The organism is Rhodococcus koreensis (genome assembly GCF_900105905.1).
Taxonomy (GTDB): Bacteria; Actinomycetota; Actinomycetes; order Mycobacteriales; family Mycobacteriaceae; genus Rhodococcus_F; species Rhodococcus_F koreensis.
Genome location: NZ_FNSV01000005.1, coordinates 7,399,718 through 7,423,338, shown reverse-complemented (window position 1 = coordinate 7,423,338; position 23,621 = coordinate 7,399,718). Strand labels below are relative to the sequence as shown.

Sequence of the window (23,621 nt, the reverse complement as noted above, 5' to 3'; positions counted from 1 at the left end):
CATTCGCCCCGAAACGTGGCACCCCACACCGGCCCGTCGAGCCGCTAAGCTGGCGCCATGTTCGCCCTCGTCCCTCCGGAACCAGATCCGCGATTGCGTTGTGCCACAGCACTTCATGGCAACACCTCCACGATGGAGGCGATCACGGTACGCCGGCTCGCCGCGGCCGACTGGGAGGCGGTGCTCCGGATCTACTCCGAGGGGATCGCGACGCGACGGGCCACGTTCGAGACGGTGACCCCGACCAGGTCGGAGCTGGACACACGCTGGCTCGACGGGCACCGGTGGGTGGCCGAGGTGTCGGGGACGGTGGCCGGGTGGGCCGCCCTCTCCCCCATATCCTCGCGGCGGTGCTTCCGCGGGGTCGCCGAGAATTCCGTGTACACCGCCAGGGAGTTCCGCGGGGCCGGCGTCGGGACTACGCTGATGCGGCGGCTCATCGACGAGGCCGACTTCTCGGGCACCTGGACGCTCCAGGCCTCGGTGCTGGCCGTGAACAGCGGGTCCATCGCACTGCACCACGCGGTCGGCTACCGGACGGTCGGGGTGCGGGAGCGACTCGCGCAGATCGACGGCACCTGGCACGACAGCGTCCTGCTCGAGCGCCGCCGGGACACCTGACACCGCGACCGCCCGGCGATACCGTGGAGGAATGCTCCCCGTCATCGACCTCGCCGAACTGGACATCCCGGCCGGGCGGGAACGGCTGCGGGAGATCACCCATCACGTCGGGTTCTTCTACCTCGACGGGCACGGCGTGGACCGGGCACTCCTCGACCGGGTGTTCACCGTCGCGCGGGAGTTCTTCGCCCTGACCGACGACGCCAAGCAGTCGATCGCGATGCTGAACAGTCCCCATTTCCGCGGCTACAACCGGGTGGGCGGCGAACTGACCAACGGTGAGACCGACTGGCGGGAACAGATCGACATCGGGCCCGAACGGCAGCCGATCCCCGGTGCCGCCGGCTACCTGCGGCTGCAGGGTCCCAATCAGTGGCCCGCGGATCTCCCCGACCTGGAGAAGACGATCGAGGCCCTCGACGCCGCGCTCGCCGACGTCGGGATGCGGCTGCTGCGGCACTGGGCCGCGTCACTCGACGCCGATCCGGCAATCTTCGACGACGCCTTCGCGCACGCCCCCGCCACACTGATCAAGGTCGTCCGCTATCCGGAACGCCCGAGCGCCGACCACACCGGCGAGCAGGGTGTCGGCGCCCACAAGGATTCGGGTGTGCTGACCATGCTGCTCCTCGAACCCGGGTCGTCGGGACTGCAGGTGGAGACCGAGGACGGCGACTGGATCGACGCGCCCGCGCGGGCGGGTTCGTTCGTCGTCAACATCGGCGAACTGCTCGAGGTCGCGACCGGTGGCTACCTCCGGGCCACCCGGCACCGGGTGCTCACCCCCGCCGGTGCGCCCGAGCGATTGTCGGTCCCGTACTTCCTCAATCCCGCTCTCGACGCCACGGTCCCGACCATCACCCTGCCACCGCACCTGGCCGAACGAGCCCGCGGAATCGAGGACGACCCGTCGAACCCGCTCTACAACACGTACGGCGAGAACGCGTGGAAGAGCCGCACCCGCGCCCACCCCGACGTCTACGCACGCTGGTATCCGGGCGAGGCGGAACCGGAGTAAAACGCCCGCCGCCACCAGGAGTATTGTTCCCGCAGTGTTGTTCCTGACCTCTCGGCGCTACGTCGACCTCCGCCTGCAGGCGAGCGCGATCTGTCCGCGCTCGCGCTGACGCACCTCTCCACTCAGGACTCTCTCCCGCCGTATCCGCCCCACCGGGCGACGTTCCACGGCCCCACGCGAAAGGCACACCCATGCCCAGTTCCGCGCTGTCCACGCGCGCCGAGACCACCTCTCGACGCCGTCTCCCCCAGTGGGCCACCTCGTTCGGCCCCCAGATCGTCACCGGTCTCGTTGTCGGCGTCATCCTCGGACTCGTCGCCCGCGCCATGCCCGTCGCCGCCGACGGCAACGAGAACTGGCTCGTCGGAACCGTCCACACCATCGGCTCCAGTTACGTGAAACTGCTTACCGTCGCGGTGATCCCGCTGGTGTTCACGGCCATCGTCAGCTCGATCGCCAACCTGCGTGAGGTGGCCAACGCCGCCCGCCTCGCCGTCCAGACACTGCTGTGGTTCGCGATCACCGCGTTCATCGCCGTGATCATCGGGATCGTCGTCGGGTCGATCACCCAGCCCGGAGCCCGCACCGGCGTCAGCGCCGCCACCGAAAAGGCGCCCGGCACCACCGGTTCGTGGTGGGCGTTCATCACCGGACTGGTCCCCAGCAACTTCCTCGGACTGAACGCGAAGACCACCGTCGCCGAGGGCGCGGCCAGCACGTCGCTGAGCTTCAACGTGCTGCAACTGCTCGTCGTCGCGGCCGCGATCGGCATCGCCGCCCTGAAGGTCGGAGCGAAAGCCGAACCGTTCCTGCAGTTCAACGCATCGCTCCTCGCCATCGTGCAGAAGGTGCTGTGGTGGATCATCCGTCTCGCACCGATCGGGACCGCGGCACTGATCGCGAACGCCGTCGCCACGTACGGCTGGGACGCCATCGGCTCGCTCGGCTGGTTCACCGCCGCCGTGTACGTCGGCCTGGCCATCGTGTTCTTCGTCGTCTACCCCGTCCTGATCCGCGCGCACGGACTGTCGGTGCGCGCCTTCTACTCCGGCGTGTGGCCCGCAACACAACTCGGCTTCGTGTCGCGGTCGTCGATCGGCACCCTGCCCCTCACCGAGCGGGTCACCGAACGCAATCTCGGCGTCCCCCGCGAGTACGCGTCGTTCGCCGTGCCGCTCGGGTCGACCACCAAGATGGACGGCTGCGCCGCGATCTATCCCGCGATCGCAGCGATCTTCGTCGCCGAGTTCTACGGTGTGCCTTTGTCGTTCACCGACTACCTCCTGATCATCGTCGTGTCGGTCATCGGTTCCGCCGCCACCGCGGGCACCACCGGAGCCACGGTCATGCTGACGCTCACGCTGTCGACGCTGGGGCTCCCCCTCGCCGGTGTCGGCCTGCTGCTCGCGGTCGAGCCGATCGTCGACATGGGCCGCACCGCGGTGAACGTCACCGGCCAGGCGCTCGTCCCCACCATCGTCGCCAAGCGGGAGGGCATCCTCGACGAAGCCCGCTACAACGCCGAGCGCACCGGCGACCCGTTCCAGGACGACGACACGGTCGTCGCGGCGTAGCGAACGCTCGACGAGAGCCTTCCCCCGTGGAAGGCTCTCGTCATGGCCGACCTCAGCGCGATCAAACGACGAATCGTCATGCAATTCCAGCGGCACGTCGCCAACCCGCTCACCGCGCGGCTGTCGAGCCAGACCCTCCTCGAGACCACCGGCCGGGTGAGCGGGCAGCCCCGCGTCACGCCCATCGGCGGCCGGCGCACGGGCACCGAGTTCTGGCTGGTGTCCGAGTTCGGGGAGAAGTCGAACTACATCCGCAACATCCGTGCGAACAATGCCGTTCGCCTGCGGTTCCACGGCCGGTGGCACACGGGCACGGCGACACTGCTGCCCGACGACGACACGAGGGCGCGGCTGGCCCAGCTGCCCCGGATGAACAGCACCGCCGTCCGCGCGGTCGGTACCGACCTCCTGACGGTCCGGATCGATCTCACCGACTGAGATCCGACCCCGCACACGCCCACCGAATTGCCATCCGCGGACGCAATTGCGCCCGCGGATGGCCACTCGCTGTGCATCTACGGACCAGTCAGTCCGAACGGCCGTTCGGGTACGCACGTTTTGCGGCCTGGCCAGGTGTGATGTTCGCAACTACGCGTTCGGCCTCCACGCCGGGCGCGGATTTGCTACCGCTCGTTCGCGGTCGAATCGAGCAGCTTGCAGATCGGACTTAGCCTCCGCTAATCTGCGGTTTCGCGTGGACATGCCAAAGTCCGCATTTCAGACAACGACGTCTGCCTCACCGGCGCATCGGTACGGGGCCGGTTCTCTGCCGTGATCCTCTCGCCGACGCCACCCGTGCGCCCAGCACGGACCCCTATTCGGCGAGTATCGCGAGGAGACAGTCGGTTGAACACGAGTGCCACCGAGTCCGGCCTGTACGACAGGACGCTCGACAAGAGCAGCTGCGGCGTGGGCTTCATTACCCGCAAGGACGGCATTCAGACCCACGACGTCCTCCTCCGGGGCCACGAGGCCCTGTGTGCCGTTCCTCACCGCGGTGGCATGTCGGCGGAGGGTGTCGGCGACGGCGCCGGCGTGTGCGTCGACCTGTCGGTGCCATACTTCCGGGCCCTGACCGGTGACGGCGACCTCGAGGCGGGCCGCTTCGGGGTCGGCAACTTCTTCCTCCCCACCGACGTCGCGTTCCACGGCGACGCGGAGGCCGTCATCGAGCGGGCTCTCGCCGAGCAGGGGTTCCGGGTGCTGCTCGAGCGCGACGTGCCCGTCGACGCCACCGTGCTCCGGCCCGCCGCGATCCGGCACCAGCTGCCGATCCGGCAGTGGGTGTTCACCGCGCCCGACGCGTGCGCCGACGAGACCGAGTTCGACCGCCGCATCCACGACGCCCTCCTCGCGATCGAGGCCGTCGCGTACACCCAGCCGGATCTGGCCGGGCTGTACCCGCTGTCGCTCAGCGCGCGCACCCAGGTGCTCAAGGGCCGCCTCAACTCGAACGAGGTGATGCCCTACTTCCAGGACCTCGTCGACCCGGCGCACGCCATCCACACGCTGTACTTCCACACCCGGTTCTCCACCAACACCGACCCGCATCCGACGATGGCGCAGCCGTTCCGTCTGATGGCGCACAACGGTGAGCTCAACACCGACAAGAAGAACCGCCTGTCCGAGACGGCGCTGGCCCGCGCCCGCAACCGGGAAATCGTCCGTCCGCACGGTCAGTCCGACAGTTGTCGCCTCGACCAGACGCTGCAGAGCCGCGTCGTGGAGGACGGTCTCGACCTGGTGACCGCGGTCGTGTCGATGATGCCGCCGGCGTGGGAGAACGATTCCACGCTGTCACCCGAGGTGCGGGCGATGCTCGAGTACTTCTCGCTGTACGAGGAGAAGAACGACGGCCCGGCCGCGCTGATCTTCGGCGACGGCACCGTCGTCGGCGCCCGGCTCGACCGGCTCGGACTGCGTCCGCTGCGTTCGGTGGAGACGGACGAGTACCTGTGCGTCACGTCGGAGGCCGGGCAGATCGACTTCGACCCCGCCACCGTGCTGCACCGTGGACGCATCGAGGCCGGCGGCATGCTGTACTTCGACCACCGCGTGGGCCGCTCGTACTCCACCGACGAGGCGCTCGAACTGCTCGCCGCCCGCAACGACTACCCGACGCTCGTCGCAGAAGCGCGCCGGACCATCGAGGCGCTGCCCGAGGTCGAGGCCGAGCCGGGTCCGTTGCGCTACAACGGCGACCTCGAGCGCACCCAGCGCTACGTCGCGTACTCGCACAACCAGGAAAGCTTCAAGTTCATGATGGACCCGATGCTCGCGTCGGGTCAGGAGAAGATCTCCGCGATGGGCTACGGCAACGCCATCAACGCGCTCTCCGATCAGGAGGGTGGTGTCGCCAAGTACTTCTCGCAGCGTTTCGCGCAGGTGACCAACCCGTCGCTGGACAGCATCCGTGAGGCCGACGGCATGACGCTGCGCGTCGCGCTGGGCGCCAAGCCGAACAGTGGCGCGCAGTCGGCCCCGCAGATCGTGGTGCCCTCGCCGATCCTCACCCACATGGACATGCTGCGGATCCGCAAGCAGTCCGAGACGCCGGTGCAGCGATTCCCGATGCTGTACACCCCGGTGCACGGTGACCCGGCCGCCAACGCGGCGGCGCTCGAGGCCGCGGTCGACGGGCTCTGCGACGAGGTGGAGGCGTTCGCCCGCGAGCAGGGCGGCATCGCGATCCTCACCGACCGTCACGTGGCCACCGACCGCGCCGCGCTGCCGATGATCGTGGCGATCTCCGCGGTCAACCAGCGGCTGATCGAGGAGGGCCTGCGCCTGCGCGTGTCCGTCGTCGCCGAGAGCGGTCAGATCTCGTCCTCGCACCACGTCGCCGCCGCCCTCGGTTTCGGCGCCGCCGCGATCTACCCCCTCGCCGTCCGTCTGCGCGCCGAGGAGAAGTTCGCCGACGACGCCGACCAGGCGTTCAAGCGGTTCGCGAAGGCCGCCGAGAAGTCGCTGATGAAGACGATGGGCCGGGTCGGCCTGTGCACCGCCGAGAGTTACATCGGCGGCGAGTTCTTCGAACCGAACTACCTCGACACGGACGATCGGGTGCTGCGCCGCTACTTCGCGAACGTGAAGACGCCGGTCGGCGGTGTCGGGTTCGCCGTCATCGCGCAGGCCGTCGCGGACTGGCACCAGCGCGCGCTGTCGGTCACCGGGGAGAAGGACGTCCCGCTGCTCGGCCTGTTCAAGGAGCGCGCGGAGGGCGCAGGCCACTCGTACGGCACGGCGGCCGTGCGCGGCTTCGTCGACCTCACCGAGGAACCCATCGCATTCGACACGGCGGGCACGCAGGACCACACGGAATCGCTGCGACTGCTGCCGCTGAACCGGCTCGAGGACGCATTCGGTCTCGACGACGACGCCTACCGCAACGCCGGATTCCAGAAGCTGACGCACGAGGCGATCGACCGCTTCGAGATCACCCCCGGCTACCGTGCGTTCGCGCGGACGATGGCCGACGAGCGGACCCGTCGTCCCGCAGCGCTGCGCGACGTCCTGGATCTGCCCGCCGACGTCACGTTCCTCACCACGGCGGCCGAGTTCCGCAAGCAGATGGGCCGCTTCTCCCGCAAGGGCAACAACAGCTTCGCGGTGCGCGGACTCGCCTCCGAGGCCATCGGCGAGGACGAGTTCCGGCTCCGGCTCACCGGACCGCACGCGGGCGAGGCCGAAGTGCTGGTCGCGCTCGGCGAATCGCTGGTGATGCGGTTCGGCGACGACCTCCGCGAGCACCGCGTCGACGGCGACGCCCTCGTGGTGCGCACGTCCGGTGAGGCGCTGCGATGTCTGTCGCTGCTGCGCACCGCTCCGGCGAGCCTGCCGATCGACCGGGTGCAGAAGGCCAGCGAGATCACCCCGTTCCTCACGTCCGGCGCCATGAGCCACGGCGCGCTGAACTCCAACGCGCACGAGGCCGTCGCGCACGGCACCAACATGGTCGGCGGCATGTCGAACAGCGGTGAGGGCGGCGAGCACATCTCCCGTTACGGCACCATCCGAGGTTCCCGGATCAAGCAGTTCGCGTCCGGCCGCTTCGGTGTGTGGGCCGGCTACCTCGCCGACCCGATGCTCGAGGAACTCGAGATCAAGATCGCGCAGGGCGCCAAGCCCGGCGAGGGCGGGCAGCTGCCCGCACCCAAGGTCACGGTCGAGATCGCCGCCGCGCGCGGCGGCACCCCCGGCGTCGAACTCGTCTCTCCCCCACCGCATCACGACACGTACTCGATCGAGGACCTCGCGCAGCTGATCCACGACTGCAAGGCGGCGCGGGTCCGCGTCATCGTCAAGCTCGTGTCCTCGGAGGGCATCGGCACCATCGCGGTGGGTGTCGCGAAGGCGGGAGCCGACGTCATCAACGTGGCCGGCAACACCGGCGGCACCGGTGCCGCCGCGGTGACGAGCCTCAAGTACGCCGGACGTTCGGCGGAGATCGGGGTCGCCGAGGTCCATCAGGCGTTGTGCGCCAACGGTTTGCGGCAGAAGGTGCTGCTCCGCTGTTCCGGCGCGCACCAGACCGCGAGCGACGTGGTGAAGTCGGCGCTGCTCGGCGCCGACAGCTTCGAATTCGGCACCACCGCCCTGATGATGCTCAAGTGCGTCATGGCCAAGAACTGCAACATCAAGTGCCCCGCCGGCCTGACCACCAATCCCGAGCTGTTCGACGGTGACCCGCGGGCGATGGCGCAGTACCTGCTCAACATCGCGCACGAGACCCGTGAGGTGCTGGCCGAGCTGGGTATGTCCTCGTTGCGCGAGGCCCGGGGACGCTCGGATCTGCTGCAGCTCCTGGACCACCCGTCCAGCGTCGGCCAGCTCGACCTGCGCGCGATGCTCGCCGTGGTCGACGAGGTCACCATCGGCGATCCGGTGTACCTGGAGAAGGACTACACGCTCGACGACGGCTGGCTCGTGCAGCTGCGTGCCGCGCTGATCGAGCAGGGCGAGGCCACCGTCGAGCTCGGCGACGGCGTGCACCTGAGCAACCGCAACAAGAGCGTCGGCGCCCAGCTGGCGGTCGACATCGAGCGGATGCTCAATCACGAGCTCACCGAGGTCGCGCTGCCCGCCGTGCTCCGCGACGAGCGCGGCCGCGGCTACCTGCGCGACGGCAGCGTCCGGATCGCGACGTCCGGGTCCGCGGGCCTGTCGTACGGCGCGTTCTGCAACGACGGCATGGCCCTGGTCCACACCGGCACCGCCAACGACGGTGTCGGTAAGGGCGCCAACGGCGGCAGCATCGTCGTGCGCTCCCCCGGTGGCGGTTCGGACCGCCACGGCGGCAACGTGCTGATCGGCAACTTCGCGCTGTTCGGCGCCACCGGTGGCCGCACGTTCGTCGAGGGCCAGGCGGGTGACCGCTTCGCCGTGCGCAATTCGGGTGCCACCGCGGTCGTCGAGGGTGTCGGCGACTTCGCCTGCGAGTACATGACCAACGGTGCCGTGCTCAACCTCGGCGGCTTCGGCAAGGGCCTCGGCAACGGCATGAGCGGCGGCTTCGTCTACCAGTACGATCCCGAGAACGAGCTGCCCGGCAAGGCCAGCGCCGACTCGATCCTGCTCGGTTCGATCACCGGCGACGACGAGCACGCCGCGCTGCACCGTCAGGCCGTGCACGTGCTGCTCGGGTGGCACCTCGAGGCCACCGGCTCCGCCAAGGCGGCGTGGCTGCTGGCGAACTGGGAGACCGAGCAGCACCACTTCGTGTACGGCATGCCGCGCGCGCTGCTGCAGTACCAGGACAGCGACGAGATCTTGAAGGCCAAGCCCCGCAAGGATCTGGCCGACGAACTGGCCGCCGCGCTGGTCGGGCACCAGGTGCGCAAGTTCAAGTTGGACTACCGGGACGGTCACGCCGTGCTGGACGGTGCCGTGCCCGGCTACGGCGAGGCCGACACCGAGGCGATGTTCGCACTGCTGAACAACTACACCGTGCTGAACGCGGCGCAGGAGATGGCGCTGTCCAAGCTGCCCGGTGTCACGGATCCGTCCGACCCGGCCGTCGACAAGGCCGTCCGCAACCTGCTGCTCACCGAGGACTTCTTCCTCATGCAGCGGTTGCAGCGGTACGCACGGGAAGCGTTGAAGGACTACAGCGACGAGGATCTGGCCGTGATGGTGGCGGCCAAGCGGCTCGCCGACTACAAGGATGCGCTGCGCCGCCGCAACGTCCGGTCCATCGACGCCCCCGGCACGTACGGCTGGATCCTGCACCAGGATGCGAAGAACGTCGACAAGATCGGCCGGCTGCCCGGTTTCGAGGAGTTGTTCGCGCAGCACGCCCTCCCCGATCTGATCCCCACGAGAGACGTGGTGCCCTCATGAAATTGCCCTACATCCCCCAGGACGCCCCGTTCAGCGAGGACCAGCGCGTCTGGCTCACCGGCTTCCTCGCCGGAATGAGTTCGCGTCTGGTCGCCGGCGGCTCCGACGCGCCCGCCGCGGCGGCCGGTGGGCAGCTGCCCGCCATGCACGTGCTGTACGGCAGCCAGACCGGGAACGCCGAGGGTGTCGCGGAAGACGCTGCCGCCGCGGCACGTTCGCACGGCTTCGCGCCGGTGGTGAGCGCCCTCGACGACGTCGACACGGACGCCCTCGCCGCGATGCAGCGCGTCCTCGTCGTCACCTCCACCTACGGTGAGGGCGAGATGCCCGACAACGCCGAACTGTTCTGGCAGGCGCTGGCCGCCGAGACCGCACCGCGGCTCGAGACCACCGACTTCGCGGTCCTCGCGCTCGGCGACACCGGGTACGACGGATACTGCCAGGCGGGCAAGATGATCGACACCAGGCTCGAGCAGCTCGGGGCCCACCGTGTGACGCCGCGCGTCGACTGCGACGTCGACTACGAGGACGCCGCCGCCGCGTGGGTCGCCGACACGCTGCCGCTGTTCGCGGCCGTCGAGGGCATTCGCGGCGAGTCCGCCGTCGCCGACGTCGCCGAGCCGGTGACGAAACCGGCCCGCACACGGTCGCAGTGGAACCGCAAGAACCCCTACAATTCCACGCTGTCCGTGAACCGGCGGCTGTCGAGCGACACGTCCGCGAAGGAGATCCGCCACTACGAGTTCGCGCTCGCCGACAGCGGTCTCGACTACGAGGCCGGTGACGCGCTCGGTGTGATGCCGATCAACGATCCCGCCCTCGTCGACGCCCTCGTCGCACGGCTGGGCATCCCGGCCGATGCCGCCGTCACCGGCAAGGAGCGGCCGTTCAGCGACCTGCTGCTGCACGGGTACGAGATCTCCACGCCGAGCCACGAATTCATCGACGAGATCGAGAAGCGGGCGGGCGACGAGGAGCTGAGTCACGTGCTGCGGCACGGCGACAAGGAAGCCCTCGACGCGTGGTTGTGGGGCAAGGACGTGCTCGACCTGCTGCTCCTCGAACCGTCGGTGACGCTGACGGCGGACGAGTTCGTCGGACTGCTGAAGCCGTTGCAGCACCGGGCGTACTCGATCTCCTCCAGCCCGCTGGCCAACCCGGGCAGCGTGCACCTGACCGTCGCCAGCGTCCGCTACAGCTCGGCCGGACGCGACCGCGGCGGCGTGTGCTCTACCTTCCTCGCCGATCGGATCGCCGAGGGCGGCAACGGCGGGATCTTCGTGTCGAAGAACAAGTCGTTCCGGGTCCCCGCGGACGACGACGCACCGATGATCATGGTCGGCCCGGGCACCGGCATTGCGCCGTTCCGCGCGTTCCTGCAGGAGCGGCAGGCGCGGGGCGCGTCGGGACGCAACTGGCTGTTCTTCGGCGACCAGCACCGCGCGTCGGACTACATCTACGAGGAGGAGATCGGCGCGATGAGCGACAGCGGTCTGCTCACCCGCCTCGACCTCGCCTTCTCCCGCGACCAGGCGGAGAAGATCTACGTGCAGAACCGGATGATCGAGAACGGCGCCGAGTTGTTCGCCTGGCTCGAGGACGGCGGCCACTTCTACGTGTGCGGCGACGCCACCCGCATGGCGAAGGACGTCGACCGGGCACTGCACGACGTGATCGCCACCCATGGCACCCTTTCCACCGAGCAGGCCGCCGACTACGTGACCAAGCTCAAGAAGGAAAAGCGCTACCTGCGCGACGTGTACTGACCACGTCGGCAGCAACTCACGAGGAGCAAGAACAATGGCAGTGGTGATTCTGTACGGCAGCGAGGGCGGAACCTCCGAACTGGTGGCCGACAACATCGCCGACGTGCTCGGCGACTACGGCGACACGTCCCTGTACGACATGATGGAATTCGATGCGGGCGATCTCGACCCCGAGAACTTCCACGTCATCGTGTGCTCCACGTACGGTGAGGGCGAGCTGCCCACCGGCGCGGAACCCTTCTTCGAAGGGCTCGAGGAGGACGAACCCGACCTCACCGGCATGCAGTTCGCGCTGTTCGGTCTCGGCGACAAGGTGTACGAGGAGACGTACAACCGCGGCGGCGAGATCATGGCCGAGAAGCTGATCTCCCTCGGCGCGGTCCAGGTCGGCGAACACGGCAGGCACGACGGCTCCAGCTCCGTCCGCCCGAAGGATCAGGCCGAGGAGTGGGCCAAGAACATCGGCGAGGAATTCCTGGGCTGACACCCTCAGACCGGGAGTCGCGACTGCACGCTCCGCACCCAGTCGCGGCTCCCGGCGAGGTAGCGGTCCCGCGCCGACACGAACAGGTGAACGCTGTCGGCGCCGGGCCAGTCCGCGGGCAGCATTGCGCCCGGCAGGCCCGGGTCGATGTACGGGATGATGCGCCATTCGTCGAGCAGCGGCACGAAGCGGACGAACGCGTCGCGCGGCGACACCTCCTCCGGCGCTGAGAGCGCGACCCGGTGGTGGTCCAGGAAATCGCGGTGCCGCGCGGCGATGCCACCCAGATCCCACCACCGGGCCGCCGCGTCCCCCATCGAATCGGGGGCGAACACCGACGTGGACACGAACGTGGTCACGTACTCGGACAGGCCCAGCGCGTCGACGATGTCCCCGACCTCGGTTGCGAGGTGTTCGGGGGCGATCCACAGCCCCGGCGACACGGTTCCGCACCCGATCCAGCCGAGCCGTCTGCGCAACTGGTGCCGCGCCGCCCGTTGCGATTCGGGGATGGTGAACGAGATCAGCCGCCACGGATCGGTGTCCGCCATCTGACGGAAACCGAAGATCCGCGGATCGCCGCGGGTGAACATCGACTCGGCCTGCTCGGTCACCTCGTACCCGCTGCGGCCGTCGCGGGCGCGCGGTCGGAGCACCCCCTTCTTCTTCAGCCGGGCCACCGCGATCCGCGTCGACTCGGGCGGGATACCGACCGCCTGCATCACTTCCACGAAATCGGCGATCGCCACCCACCCGCCGACGTCGCGCACGTACGCACCGAGCACGGTTCGGATCAGCGACGTGGCGCTGCCGGGTCGCGAATCGAAGTCGTCGAGGATCGCGCTCGCCGGTTCAGTCGGCGAGTTCATCACGGATCGCGAGTATCCCGGTGCACACCTCGCCGAAGCTCGTGCTCAGTGGGCTCAGGCCGAGACGCAACCCCTGCGGGGCACGGAAATCGGGGATGACGCCCTTCGTCCACAGTCGCTGAACGACGGCCTCGAACCGCGGGTGGTCGATGATGACGTGACCACCCCGCTCGGCGGAATCCTCCGGCGATCCGATCTCCACGCCCAGCGGAATCAGCACCTCGCGCACGAGGTCGAGTGCGTACTCGGTCAGGGCGATCGACTTGGCCCGCACGGCGTCCATCCCGACGTCGTCGAGAAGCGCGAGGGTGTCCTGGAGTGCGATCATGCCGAGGACCGACGGCGTTCCGCTGATCACGCGCCGGATGCCCGGCGCCGGCTCGTAGCCCTGCGCCATCGCGAACGGGTCGTCGCGCCCCATCCAGCCCCAGATCGGCTGCACGAAGTCCTGCTGATGGTCGGCCCGGACGTACGCGAACGCCGGTGAGCCGGGTCCGCCGTTCAAGTACTTGTACGTGCACCCGACCGCCAGGTCGACCTCCCACGCGTCGAGTTCGAGGGGAACCGACCCGACGGAGTGACACAGGTCGAGCAGCAGGAGCCCGCCCGCTTCGTGCACCACCCGGGCGGCCCCGGCCGCATCCACCAGGTAACCCGAGCGGTACGCGACGTGGCTGAGAACGACGAGCGCGGTGTGTTCGGACACCACCGACTGCAGGTCGTCGACGGTGACGCCGCCCCGGGTATCCGATTCGATCCACCGGAGCGTGAGCCCGAGTTCCCCGGCGACGGATTCGAGCACGTACCGGTCCGTCGGAAAGTTGTCGCGGTCCACGACGATCTCGGTGCGACCTGGCCGCAACGCGAGCCCACCCCGCGCGAGTTTGTACAGCAGGACCGTCGTCGAGTCGCCGATGGTGGTCTGACCGGCGGCCGCGCCCAGCGACACCCGCGCGAGGGTGTCACCGATCGTGATCGGCAGGTCGTACCACTCCTCGTCCCACCCGCGGATCAGCCGGCCGCCCCACGACTGCGTGACGAACGCGGTGATGCGCTCGGCGCTCGCCTTGGTGGGCCTGCCGAGCGAGTTCCCGTCGAAGTAGGCGGGCACCGAGGGATCGTCGGCTCCGATGAACAGGTCGCGGTACGCGCGCAGCGGGTCCGCGGCGTCGAGTTCCCCGGCCCGGGCCGCCAGCACATCCGTCGACGTGGTCATCATCGCCCGATCTCGGTGCGCACGGCCAGCAGTTCCGGGAAGAACGTCAGTTCGAGGGCCTTCTGCAGGAACCCGACACCGCTGGATCCTCCCGTTCCGGACTTCATCCCGATGGTCCGCAGCACCGTGCGCATGTGGCGGAAGCGCCACAGCTGAAAGTTCTCCTCGAGGTCGACGAACTCCTCGAACGCCTCGTAGACGGCCCAGTGCTCCTCGGAGTTCTCGTACACGAACTTGATCAGCGGCATCAGGTCGTCGTTCAGGCTGTAGGCGGCGGTCACGTCGCGGTGCAGCGCGGACGCCGGCACGTCGTACCCGAGCCGCGACAGGCACTGCCAGAACGCGTCGTACAGACTCGGCTCACGGAGCAGCCGGTCGAGCAGTTCGTGGGCGGCGGGATCGGCCTCGAACACCTTCAGCATTCCGGCGTTCTTGTTGCCGAGCACGAACTCGACGGCGCGGTACTGATAGGACTGGAACCCGGACGAATTGCCGAGGAACTGCCGGAACTCGGAGTACTCGGTGGGCGTCAGCGTGGCCAGCACCGACCACTGCTCGGTCAGCGTCTTCTGGATGTGCTTGACGCGCGCCACGCACTTGAGCGCCCTGCCGATGTCGTCCGCATCGAACGCGTCCCGGGCCGCGAGGGTTTCGTGCAGGACGAGCTTCAGCCAGAGTTCGGTGGTCTGGTGCTGGATGATGAACAGCAGTTCGTCGTGATGCTCGGGCCTGCTCACCGGTTTCTGCGCGCTCAGCAGGGTGTCGAGGTCCAGGTACGAGCCGTAACTCATCCGCTCGCTGAAATCGGTGACGATCTCTTTCTCGATGGCTCTGGTGTTGGCCTGCACGCCCATGGCCGTCCTCACTGCTGGTGTTCGAGTACCGGGCTCCGACCTCCATATTACATAATCGTGGCGACCGCCACAGTCGTCGAATACGCGCCGATGCTCGCCGCGGACCTCAGGCCAACCCGGCCGCCCAATCTGCGAAGCTCTGCCAGCCCACCTCGGGGTAGAGCCGGCGCAGTTCGCTGATGTTCGCGTCGTACCCCGTGTCGGTGAGGAAGCGGAACATCGCGCGCATGTCCGGCGATGCGATGGCGTCCGCGTCGGACGAATGCGCATGTACCTGTGTGCCCAGCACCTCACCGAGCACCTCGGCCATTCGACGTGGCGTGGGATCATCCGAAGCCAGGTCGACTCTCGTCCCGGCAAATCGGTCCGGATCGTCGAACACGAGGGCGACGAACCGACCGAGGTCTCGGCGCGACAACTGCTGCAGCGGGGTATCGACGGGCAGAGGCAGGTCGAGCCGGCCGTGGCGGATGCCGTCGAGGCCGCCGAGCAGGTTGTCGTAGAAGTAGGTCGGCCCGACGATCGTGTACGAGACCGATGATTCTCGCAGCAACGCCTCGGTCACGGCCTTCGTCTCGAAATGTGGCACCCCGGTGCTCTTGTCCGCGTCGGCCACCGAAGAGAACACCACGTGGGGAACACCGGAATCACCGAACGCGTCGACGAGCGCGGCGCCCTGAGCGATCTCCGCCTCCGGGCCGTCTTCGAAAGGCGTTGTCATGGCGAACACGCCCGCACACCCGTCGACCGCAGACGCGATCGCCGCCCGGTCGGTGATGTCGGCCACGGCGATGTCGACGCCTCGCAGGCGCAACGCCTCTGAGCGAGAGGAGCTTCGACGGACGAGCGCTCGGACCTCACGCCCTCGCTCGAGCAGCGCGTCGACGACAGCGCCTCCTTGACCACCCGTCGCTCCGACGACTGCGTACGGCTCACTCATGGGCACAACCTCTCCTTCTCGACCGCGCCAGCGTACTCGCAGGCCCTGCCCGCCCCTCGGACTACTCGACCATGTGGGACACCGCGACCGTGGAGTTCGCGGCAGCGGTGCGCTGGGGTTGAGCGACGAGGATCAGCACCAGGGACAGGACCAGTCCTGCGACGCTGACCGCGATGAGCGTGCCGTACCCTCCGGCGCTTTCGACGAGGCGTCCACCCATCAACGGGCCGAGTGCGAATCCGCCGCCGATCGCGAGGTTGGCCAGGTTCACCAGCTGCCCGGACCGATCCAACCCGGAGAGGGTGGCCATGAGGTAAGGCAGGATGAAGGTCCAGGTGAACTTGAAGAGCAACGCGGCCAGAGTGAATCGGAGAACCCCGGGTATTCCCGCCAGCAGAGCGACCGACAGGGTCATCGCGAGGTAGCCCACGAGGAGATTGATTCGGGTGCTCGGGCGTGCACCCAGAACGGTGGCCCCGACCGATCCTGCGATGCCGAGCACGGTGGCGATCGACAGGATCACGCTCGAGGTTTCGTTGTCGATCATCGACGCGCCCGCGATGCCACCGAGGAACGTCCAGATGCCGCTGAGGCTGACGTAGAAGGCAAGCAGCGCAATCAGGCCCAGGGTCGCACGGAGAGCGTAGTTGGGTGTGGGGACCGAGTCTTCGGCGCCGGCGCGGCCCGCGAAAATGTTGCGTTGCGGCAGGAAGCGGACGAGTGGGAGGACGACCATCATGAGAACGGCGAGAACCCAATATGCGATGCCGATCCCGAACGTGTCGAAGAACTTCGGGAGTACGGCCAGTCCGATCGCACCGAAGCAGAGTTGCCCCATCAGCCACAGGCCGTAGACACGGTTGCGGTCCCTGGTCTGGGCTGCGAGTGACATGCACAGGACCATCAGCGATCCGCCCGCAAGGGAGGTCAGGAATCGAACCGCAACAAGAGTCCCATAGTCGCCGATGTAGGCCGAGCCGATATTGCCGATGATGAAGATCGTCCCGAAGATCGTGGACATCGTGCGGAGGTTGTACTTCTTCATCCACCACAGCGCGGGAATCGACGCGATACTCATCGCACCGAGCTCCGCAGCGAACAGATCACCCGTCTGCGACGGACTCAGTGCGAGCTGCAGTTGCAGTTGGCTTGCCGCGGCGGGCGCCATGAGAAGGAGCATGGCGACAACGGCCGAAAACAGGACGATGACGGCTACGCGTCCTGTGGAGTTGGGGTCGGTGCTGTCGAATGGGACGCGTCGACCGTCGAGGTACTGGGGCATCGAATGTTCCTTCGTGAAAGGGGGAAGGCGGATAGCCGTCAATGTCCTTCTGCCCGTGATCCGGTGCACCCCAGATCATCTGCCGCTATCCGGATGACCGGCTTGCCCGCACCGTGCTGGGAATCGAAGGCAGCGACAGCTTCGGAGAGAGGCCGCACGCTTGTTGCAGGTGGCCGCAGACGACCGTCACGGACCCGGCGCTCGAGGCGGACCAGGCACTCACGATCGGATTCGACGACGAAGAATATCGCCCGTCCCTGCTCGGGCATCACCCGAGGGGGCTCCGCGATGGTGACGAGGACACCACCGGGACGCACCAGTTTCGCTGAACGGTCGAGTGTTTCGCCGCCGATGACATCGAGTACCACGTCGACCTCGTCGAGATCTTCGAGCCGGTGCCGATCAAGATCCACGAAAGCGTGGGCGCCGAGACCGAGAACCGTGTCACCGTGCCGAGCACGACCGGTGCCGATGACCCGGGCGCCCGCCTCGAGCGCCAGTTGCACTGCCATCGAACCGACCGCGCCGGCCGCACCATGGATCAGTACGGTCTGACCCGCGGCGAGTCGCCCGTGATCGAACAGCGCCTGCCACGCGGTGAGCCCGGAGATCGGCAGGGCGGCGGCCACGGTGTGATCGACTCCGCTAGACAGCGGCGCCAGGTTTCGGGCCTCGACCGCGACGTACTCCGCGAGCGTACCGTTACGGGTCCAGTCGGCGACCCCGAACACGCGCTGACCGATTGTCAGACCGGTCGTGCCATAACCCAATTCAGCGACGACTCCGGAGACTTCGTGTCCGGGAATGGATGGTGCCCGGTCGCGCCCCGCACGGTCGGACCAGGTGCCGGGCCAGTCGAGCTCACCGGGTGTGAAGCTCGCGGCGTGAACGCGGACGATGACGTCGTTCTCTGCCGCATGAGGGTACGGAACTTCCGCCACCGACAGTCCACTGACACCGGATTTGTGGTCGGACGCGATGACCGCTTGCATGAAAACCTCACTTCGTTTCGTTTCGATTGCGCGACGTGTCGTCGCGGCGGTGCTCAGCCCTGGTGCTGACGTGCGCTGGGGTGGCGCAGATGATCGCGGGCAATGATCTCTTCCGGTTCGAGCATGGTGATCATGTCCACGTCGGGAGCGCAGATGCACACGGCGACGAACCGGCTCCAGGCCTGTGGATCGGGATTGGAGACCTGGTAGTGCACGACGTCACCGCCGGGTTCCCAGAATGCCTCGCCCGCAGCAATCAGCCTGGGTTCTTCGCCTTCCAACTCGAAGAAGATGCTGCCCTCCAGTACGTAACCGAACACCGGTCCGGAGTGGCGATGCGGCGAGAGTCCAGGATCGGCCGGTGGGAGTTCGACCAGTTGTGTCATCGCGTGCGAACCCTCGGGAATCGCGGGCGGGGTGGCGCAGAGCAGATCGGTGACCTTGACGTTTCCGGCATTCAGCATGCTCTGAGGCTAGTACGGTAGCGAGCCGCCGCATGGGCCACTTGCACACCGAATTCGGGGTCCACTCACGGGAGTTGCCGAACCAATGCCTCCACGGCGGCAGGCCATGCGCTCTGCGCCGGCGCGGCGAAGCCGACGACCAGACCGTCGCGGTCGACGTCGACTTCGGGATGGCGGTAGAGCGCGAGGCCCTCGACAGCGAGATTCCGCCACGCCGGTTCTCGCGCAGCGGCGCTCTCGTTGCCGCCGGCCAGGTGCAGCAGCACGTGCAGGCCCGCAGGCAGACCGGTCACGCGATTGGCAGGCGACGACCGGCCGACCGCTCCGACGAGTTGCTCCCGCCGGCGGCGGTACTGCGCGCGCATCGCGCGAATGTGCTTGTCGTAGGACCCGGTTCGGATGAACTCGGCCATCGCCAGCTGGTCCACGAAGCCGCAAGTGGCCTCGGTCTCGCCCTTCTGGCGTGCCACCGTCTCGACGAGCCGGTCGGGAAGGACCAGCCAGCCGAGCCGAAGGCCCGGGGCAAGGGACTTGCTCGCGGTGCCCATGTACACCACCCGTTCCGGGTCGACACCCTGAAGCGCGCCGACGGGGCTGCGGTCATAGCGGAATTCCCCGTCGTAGTCGTCCTCGATGATCACACCGCCGGTTCTGCGTGCCCAGTCGACGACGGCCGCGCGCCGGTCGGAGCGCAGCGGTACGCCGGTCGGGAACTGGTGTGACGGGGTGAGCAGCACGCCGCCCACCTCCTGCATGCCGTCGAGCGCGGCGACGTCGGCGCCACCGGCGTCGACGGCCAGCGGCGGACAGTGCAACCCTGCCGTGCGCAGTGCTTCGCGGTGCGTCGGCAACCCGTAGGACTCGACCGCCAGGGAGGCAACCCCGGCACCGGCCAGCGCGCGGGCCAACAGCGTCAGCCCCTCGGCGGCACCGCAGCAGACGATGATGTTGTCGGGCCCGCAGACGACGCCGCGGGCCCGCGCGAGGTACTCGGTAAGCGCCAGGCGCAGTTCGGGGCGGCCGTACGGGTCCGCGTAACCGAACGCCTCGGACGGGACCGTGTGGAGCGCCTGCTTGACGGCGCGGCTCCACTGCCCGCGCGGGAACGACGACAGGTCGGGCTGGCCCGGTCGCAGATCGTGGTCCGGGCGGCGCGCCGGCAGCCTCCGCACGCGAAACCCTTCGGCCCGCACGGCCCCCGCGGAACGGCGGGACACCGTCGTGCCGGAGCCGTGTTGTGACGTCAGCCAACCTTCCTCTACGAGTTCCGAGTACGCCCGCGCTACCGTGTTCCGCGCGATGCCCAGGTCCGCGGCGAACGCGCGACTCGACGGCAGCCGAGTGCCCGGGGGAAGCCGGCCCGAACGGATGGCGTCACGCAGAGCGTCCATCACGCTGCCGCGGACCCGGCCGGCGGGCCGCTCGAGGTGCAGATCCAACCCGGCCCTCGGGGCCGGTGGTGAATCGGTGTCCGTGGTGTCGGCGGACACCCCTTCGTCGGCGCTCAGCACATCCTCCAGTTGGCGGGAAGACCTGACCAGGAGCTTACGCCGGTGCGGGCATCGCGCCGCGGATGAAGGGTCAATGCAACAACGACGAGGGTGGCACACCGTAGCGCTGCCGAAACGCGGCGGCGAACCGGCCGTAATGAGTGAACCCCCATTTCAGCGCAACGTCGGTCACCGAACGGGCCGAGCCCGAGGCGAGTTCGGCCCGGACGCCGGCAAGGCGGATCTCGGTCAGGCATTCGCGGGGAGTCTTGCCGAGGTAGATGCGAAAGCCCTCCTGCAGACGCCGTACGCTGACCCCGGCTACGTCGGCCATGTCCGCTGCGGTCCACAGCCGGTCGGGCTCGGCGTTGATGGCATCGATCACGCGAGTGACGATCCGTGGTCGGACAGCGTGGCGATCGTCGGTCTCGTCCGGGACGGCAGCGAGCAGGAATCCATCGGTGAGCGATGCCGCCAGTCCTTGTGCCACATGCGGATTGGCCAGCAGCGCGTCATCGACGGGCTGATCGACAATGCTGCTCAGCAGTCGAAACCAGCTGGCAGCAGCGGGCCTGCTCAAATCGATCTGATCGGGGATCACCGCGTCGGCTCGGCCTGTCACGCGCCACAACTCGCGTTGGACGAAGTCCCGATCGATCTTGACGCCGAGAATCGTGCAGGCACCGGGCCACCGCGTGATATCGGCCGGCGTGTCAGCGGGGTTGACCGTGGCGAAGCCCGGGGCGGACACGACGAGCCGCCCCCTGATCCGGGTCTCGAGTTCGCCGTGAAGCGGGATGTTGATGCCGACGGCGCCGGGATGCTCACTGTGAACGGCAACATCAGCGCCCCAATTGATTCGGACAATGTGCAGCGGGCCGAGGTGCAGGGCCGACACCCCGGGCGACGCGGCAGGGCCGGAAGCGACCAGGGGCATGAGCTCATGCGGAAAATAGGCGTCGGATACGGCATGGGACGCCGCATCCCAATCGGGGTGCCGTATGCCACCCCCGGGGTGCTCGCCGCCTGACTGGGTGCCGGAAAAGCTCTCGCGCAATGTAATCGACCTCGGGTTAACGGATCGCCACGCGACGTGTCCGTGCCTATCTTCTATCACACTCGGTGCAGAACCAGAAGGGAGCGCGGACAGGACAGTGCGACGCGGACCCCGGCTCGGCGGGGTACGGGCGACGCCGTCTTCGAACAAAGTTTCGGCATTCCGACGTCGCTCCGCCCGGGGTTGCGATAGTCTGACTGCGTCTGTCGCAATGTGGAGGTGTCGTGTCGAAGGCGAGAACTCGCAGCGGCAACGTTCCGTCTACCGCGACCAGCTTCGTCGGTCGGCGTCAGCAGCGCAAGGAGATCCGCGACCGCCTGGCGAGCGGACGGCTGGTGAGCTTGATCGGGCCGGGCGGAGTCGGCAAGACCCGATTGGCGTTGCAAGTCGCCGACGAGATGAACCACCTTGTCGAAGACGGGGTGTATTTCGTCGAATTGGCGTCCGTCTCGGACGGAGGCGACGTTCCGGCTGCAGTCATTCACACACTGGGAATTGTCGATCAGTCGAATCGTGACGCCACAGCGAAGCTGATCGAATATCTTCGCGATCGCGAGATACTGCTCATCCTCGACAATTGCGAACACGTACTCCCCGGGTCCGTCGCATTGGTCAGCGAAATTCTGCGATATGCGCCGTCGACGCGAATTCTTGTCACTACCCGCACGTCGCTGATGGTGACCGAAGAATTCCTTTATCCAGTGCCTCCACTCACCATTCCCGATGACGCGGCGCCGGTCAGCGTTGAATCCTTGCCGCAATTCGAGTCGATCCGACTACTCCAAGAACGTGCAGAGGCCGCCTCCCCCGGCTTCGTCCTCGACGAGCACAATGCTGCCGCAGCGGCGCGTTTGTGTATTCAGCTGGAGGGAATTCCGCTCGCAATCGAGCTCGCGGTCGCCCGAATGCGCATTCTTTCGCTCGACCAGATCCTGGAACGACTGCCGGACCGATTCGGGTTGCTCACAATGGGAAGTCGATCGGCCGCACCGCGCCAACAGACCCTCCGATCGCTCGTCGATTGGAGTTTTGCACTCTGCACGGAACCGGAACGTCATCTGTGGGCACGCCTCTCCGTTTTCGCAGGCAGTTTCGACCTGACGTCGGCCGAAGGCGTGTGCGGCGACGGAAACGCCGAGGGCGGCCACCCGAAGACAACCACGCTCGATCTCCTGAGTTCCCTGGTGAATCAGTCCGTCCTCGGCGTCGAGGACCAAGAATCGACGATGCGCTTCCGGATGCTGGAAACCATCCGGGCGTACGGCGCAGAGATACTCGCGCTGACGGGAGACTCCGAGAGATTCCGCAGCCGCCACCGTCAGTACTTTCTCGACGTGGTCACAGACCTGGAACGTTCCTGGTGCGGGCCCGGCCAAGCCGCCTCGGCCAAATGGATGCGCGTCGAGCGGGAAAATCTCCGAGCCGCGCTGGACACCGCCGCCCCGGGCGACAACTATCAACTCGAGTTGATCGCCGGACTTCGATACCGCTGGTACGCCGACGGATACATTGCCGAGGGTCGCAGGTGGGCGGACGAAGCGCTCGACGCACCCGACGATGACCGGGCGCCCACGCCGGCCCGGGCAAAAGCGCTCTGGGTCGCCGCCAGGGTGTGCCTTCTCCAAGGCGACCACGAGGCGGCCGCACTGCGCCTCGACGAGTGCGAAGCAGCGGCGACGCAGCTTCACCTTGCTGATGCGGCGGCCCACTGCCTCGGCCTACGGGGACTCGCCGCACAGCTTCGCGGCGACCTTGCCGAGGCAGAGAGCTATCTCGAGGTCGCGCTGCGAGAGTTGGCCGACGTCGGCGAGACCGCCGAATGGCTGATGGCGTCGTTCGAGTACGCCGTCGTACTTTCCCTCGACGGTCGCAGCGCGGAGGCATCGGCCGTCAGCACGTCGGCGCTGGCCGTATGCCGGCAGCGCGGTGAACGATGGGCGCGCTCGTACCTGAAGTGGAGCCAAGGCCTCGACCACTGGCTGCAAGGCGACTTCACCGCGGCACATGCGACCGCGCTCGACGCGCTTCGTGATCACCGCGTCTTCGATCCGTCCCTGGGCACCGCCCTGATGACCGAGCTTCTGGCCTGGATAGCGGGATCAACCGGTCAGTTCGAGCACGCGGCACAACTGATCGGGGCCTCTCGAAGCCTGTGGCGACGCACCGGTACGGAATTGGTGGCATTCGGGCCGAAACTCACGGGCTATAACTCCGCCTGCCGCGGTCTGCTCGAGCAGGCCATGGCACCCCGGGCGCTGTCGACAGCTCTACAGGCCGGCTCAAAGCGGTCCCCGACGGGAATCATCGCCTATGCATTGGCGGAACAGGTCGTCGATTCGATTCCCGAGGATGAACCACCCGCGCTCACCAGTCGGCAGCAAGAGATCGCAGCCTTGATAGCGAAAGGGCTGACCAGCCCACAGATCGCGGCGGCTCTGGTGATCTCCGTGCGCACCGTGGAGAGCCACATCGAGAACATCATGACGCGCCTCGGGTTCGTCTCACGCAGCCAGATCGCCTCGTGGTACATCGGACAGTCCCGCTGACCGGACCACGAACTCGCAGGTCAGAACCGCTTCGCCGCGTTTGCTACTGAACGCACCCGGTACGCACATCCGCAACTTCCGTACCCCCTACCGTGATCTGCCCCATGTG

General features: G+C 67.7%; 17 protein-coding genes. 8 read left to right on the top strand and 9 right to left on the bottom strand.

Annotated elements, in window-relative coordinates; translation table 11 throughout:
- Positions 1 to 132: 132 nt before the first annotated feature.
- From BLV94_RS38340 to BLV94_RS38310, 7 genes are all read left to right on the top strand, one after another.
- On the top strand, positions 133 to 621 hold the full coding sequence (locus tag BLV94_RS38340; RefSeq protein ID WP_072944059.1) for a GNAT family N-acetyltransferase: 489 nt from the start codon (positions 133 to 135) through the stop codon (positions 619 to 621).
- A gap of 31 nt (positions 622 to 652) precedes the next feature.
- Positions 653 to 1,639 (top strand): isopenicillin N synthase family dioxygenase, encoded by a 987-nt coding sequence (locus BLV94_RS38335; protein ID WP_072944057.1) that lies wholly within the window; start codon positions 653 to 655, stop codon positions 1,637 to 1,639.
- A 191-nt stretch (positions 1,640 to 1,830) separates the two neighbouring features.
- Entirely contained in the window at positions 1,831 to 3,213 is a 1,383-nt protein-coding gene (locus BLV94_RS38330) for a dicarboxylate/amino acid:cation symporter (RefSeq protein WP_072944056.1), read from the top strand.
- Between the two features lie 42 nt (positions 3,214 to 3,255).
- Positions 3,256 to 3,651, top strand: coding sequence for a nitroreductase/quinone reductase family protein (locus BLV94_RS38325; protein ID WP_072944054.1), 396 nt, complete (start codon positions 3,256 to 3,258; stop codon positions 3,649 to 3,651).
- 408 nt (positions 3,652 to 4,059) lie between these two features.
- Positions 4,060 to 9,552, top strand: coding sequence for a glutamate synthase-related protein (locus BLV94_RS38320; RefSeq protein ID WP_072944052.1), 5,493 nt, complete (start codon positions 4,060 to 4,062; stop codon positions 9,550 to 9,552).
- Entirely contained in the window at positions 9,549 to 11,318 is a 1,770-nt protein-coding gene (locus tag BLV94_RS38315; RefSeq protein WP_072944050.1) for a sulfite reductase subunit alpha, read from the top strand. Before BLV94_RS38320 ends, BLV94_RS38315 begins: the two co-directional genes overlap by 4 nt.
- Before the next feature lie 34 nt (positions 11,319 to 11,352).
- Positions 11,353 to 11,802: a flavodoxin domain-containing protein gene (locus BLV94_RS38310; protein WP_072944048.1), complete on the top strand. Its 450-nt coding sequence runs from the start codon at positions 11,353 to 11,355 to the stop codon at positions 11,800 to 11,802.
- A gap of 5 nt (positions 11,803 to 11,807) precedes the next feature.
- Here the strand turns inward: BLV94_RS38310 and BLV94_RS38305 are convergent, their stop codons facing one another.
- From BLV94_RS38305 to BLV94_RS38265, 9 genes are all read right to left on the bottom strand, one after another.
- Positions 11,808 to 12,671 (bottom strand): PaaX family transcriptional regulator, encoded by an 864-nt coding sequence (locus tag BLV94_RS38305; protein ID WP_072944047.1) that lies wholly within the window; start codon positions 12,669 to 12,671, stop codon positions 11,808 to 11,810.
- Positions 12,655 to 13,890, bottom strand: a complete 1,236-nt coding sequence (locus BLV94_RS38300) for a kynureninase (protein WP_072944045.1) — start codon at positions 13,888 to 13,890, stop codon at positions 12,655 to 12,657. The genes BLV94_RS38305 and BLV94_RS38300 overlap by 17 nt, the downstream gene beginning before the upstream one ends.
- Positions 13,887 to 14,741 carry a tryptophan 2,3-dioxygenase gene (locus BLV94_RS38295; RefSeq protein WP_072944043.1) on the bottom strand — a complete coding sequence of 285 codons (855 nt, stop codon included), beginning with the start codon at positions 14,739 to 14,741 and terminating at the stop codon, positions 13,887 to 13,889. The genes BLV94_RS38300 and BLV94_RS38295 overlap by 4 nt, the downstream gene beginning before the upstream one ends.
- A gap of 106 nt (positions 14,742 to 14,847) precedes the next feature.
- Positions 14,848 to 15,687, bottom strand: coding sequence for an NmrA/HSCARG family protein (locus tag BLV94_RS38290; protein ID WP_072944041.1), 840 nt, complete (start codon positions 15,685 to 15,687; stop codon positions 14,848 to 14,850).
- Positions 15,688 to 15,742: 55 nt separating this feature from the next.
- A complete protein-coding gene (locus tag BLV94_RS38285) occupies positions 15,743 to 16,963 on the bottom strand; it encodes an MFS transporter (protein WP_072944039.1) in 1,221 nt (406 codons plus the stop codon).
- Between the two features lie 38 nt (positions 16,964 to 17,001).
- Positions 17,002 to 17,955 (bottom strand): NADP-dependent oxidoreductase, encoded by a 954-nt coding sequence (locus BLV94_RS38280; RefSeq protein ID WP_072944037.1) that lies wholly within the window; start codon positions 17,953 to 17,955, stop codon positions 17,002 to 17,004.
- Between the two features lie 53 nt (positions 17,956 to 18,008).
- Positions 18,009 to 18,419 (bottom strand): cupin domain-containing protein, encoded by a 411-nt coding sequence (locus BLV94_RS38275; protein ID WP_072944035.1) that lies wholly within the window; start codon positions 18,417 to 18,419, stop codon positions 18,009 to 18,011.
- Between the two features lie 65 nt (positions 18,420 to 18,484).
- A complete protein-coding gene (gene pdxR / locus BLV94_RS38270) occupies positions 18,485 to 19,909 on the bottom strand; it encodes a MocR-like pyridoxine biosynthesis transcription factor PdxR (RefSeq protein ID WP_072944275.1) in 1,425 nt (474 codons plus the stop codon).
- A 91-nt stretch (positions 19,910 to 20,000) separates the two neighbouring features.
- Positions 20,001 to 20,912 carry an AraC family transcriptional regulator gene (locus BLV94_RS38265; protein WP_072944273.1) on the bottom strand — a complete coding sequence of 304 codons (912 nt, stop codon included), beginning with the start codon at positions 20,910 to 20,912 and terminating at the stop codon, positions 20,001 to 20,003.
- Positions 20,913 to 21,190: 278 nt separating this feature from the next.
- Here BLV94_RS38265 and BLV94_RS38260 point away from each other — a divergent pair, with 278 nt between their 5' ends.
- A complete protein-coding gene (locus tag BLV94_RS38260; protein ID WP_072944033.1) occupies positions 21,191 to 23,512 on the top strand; it encodes an ATP-binding protein in 2,322 nt (773 codons plus the stop codon).
- The last annotated feature ends 109 nt before the right edge of the window (positions 23,513 to 23,621 follow it).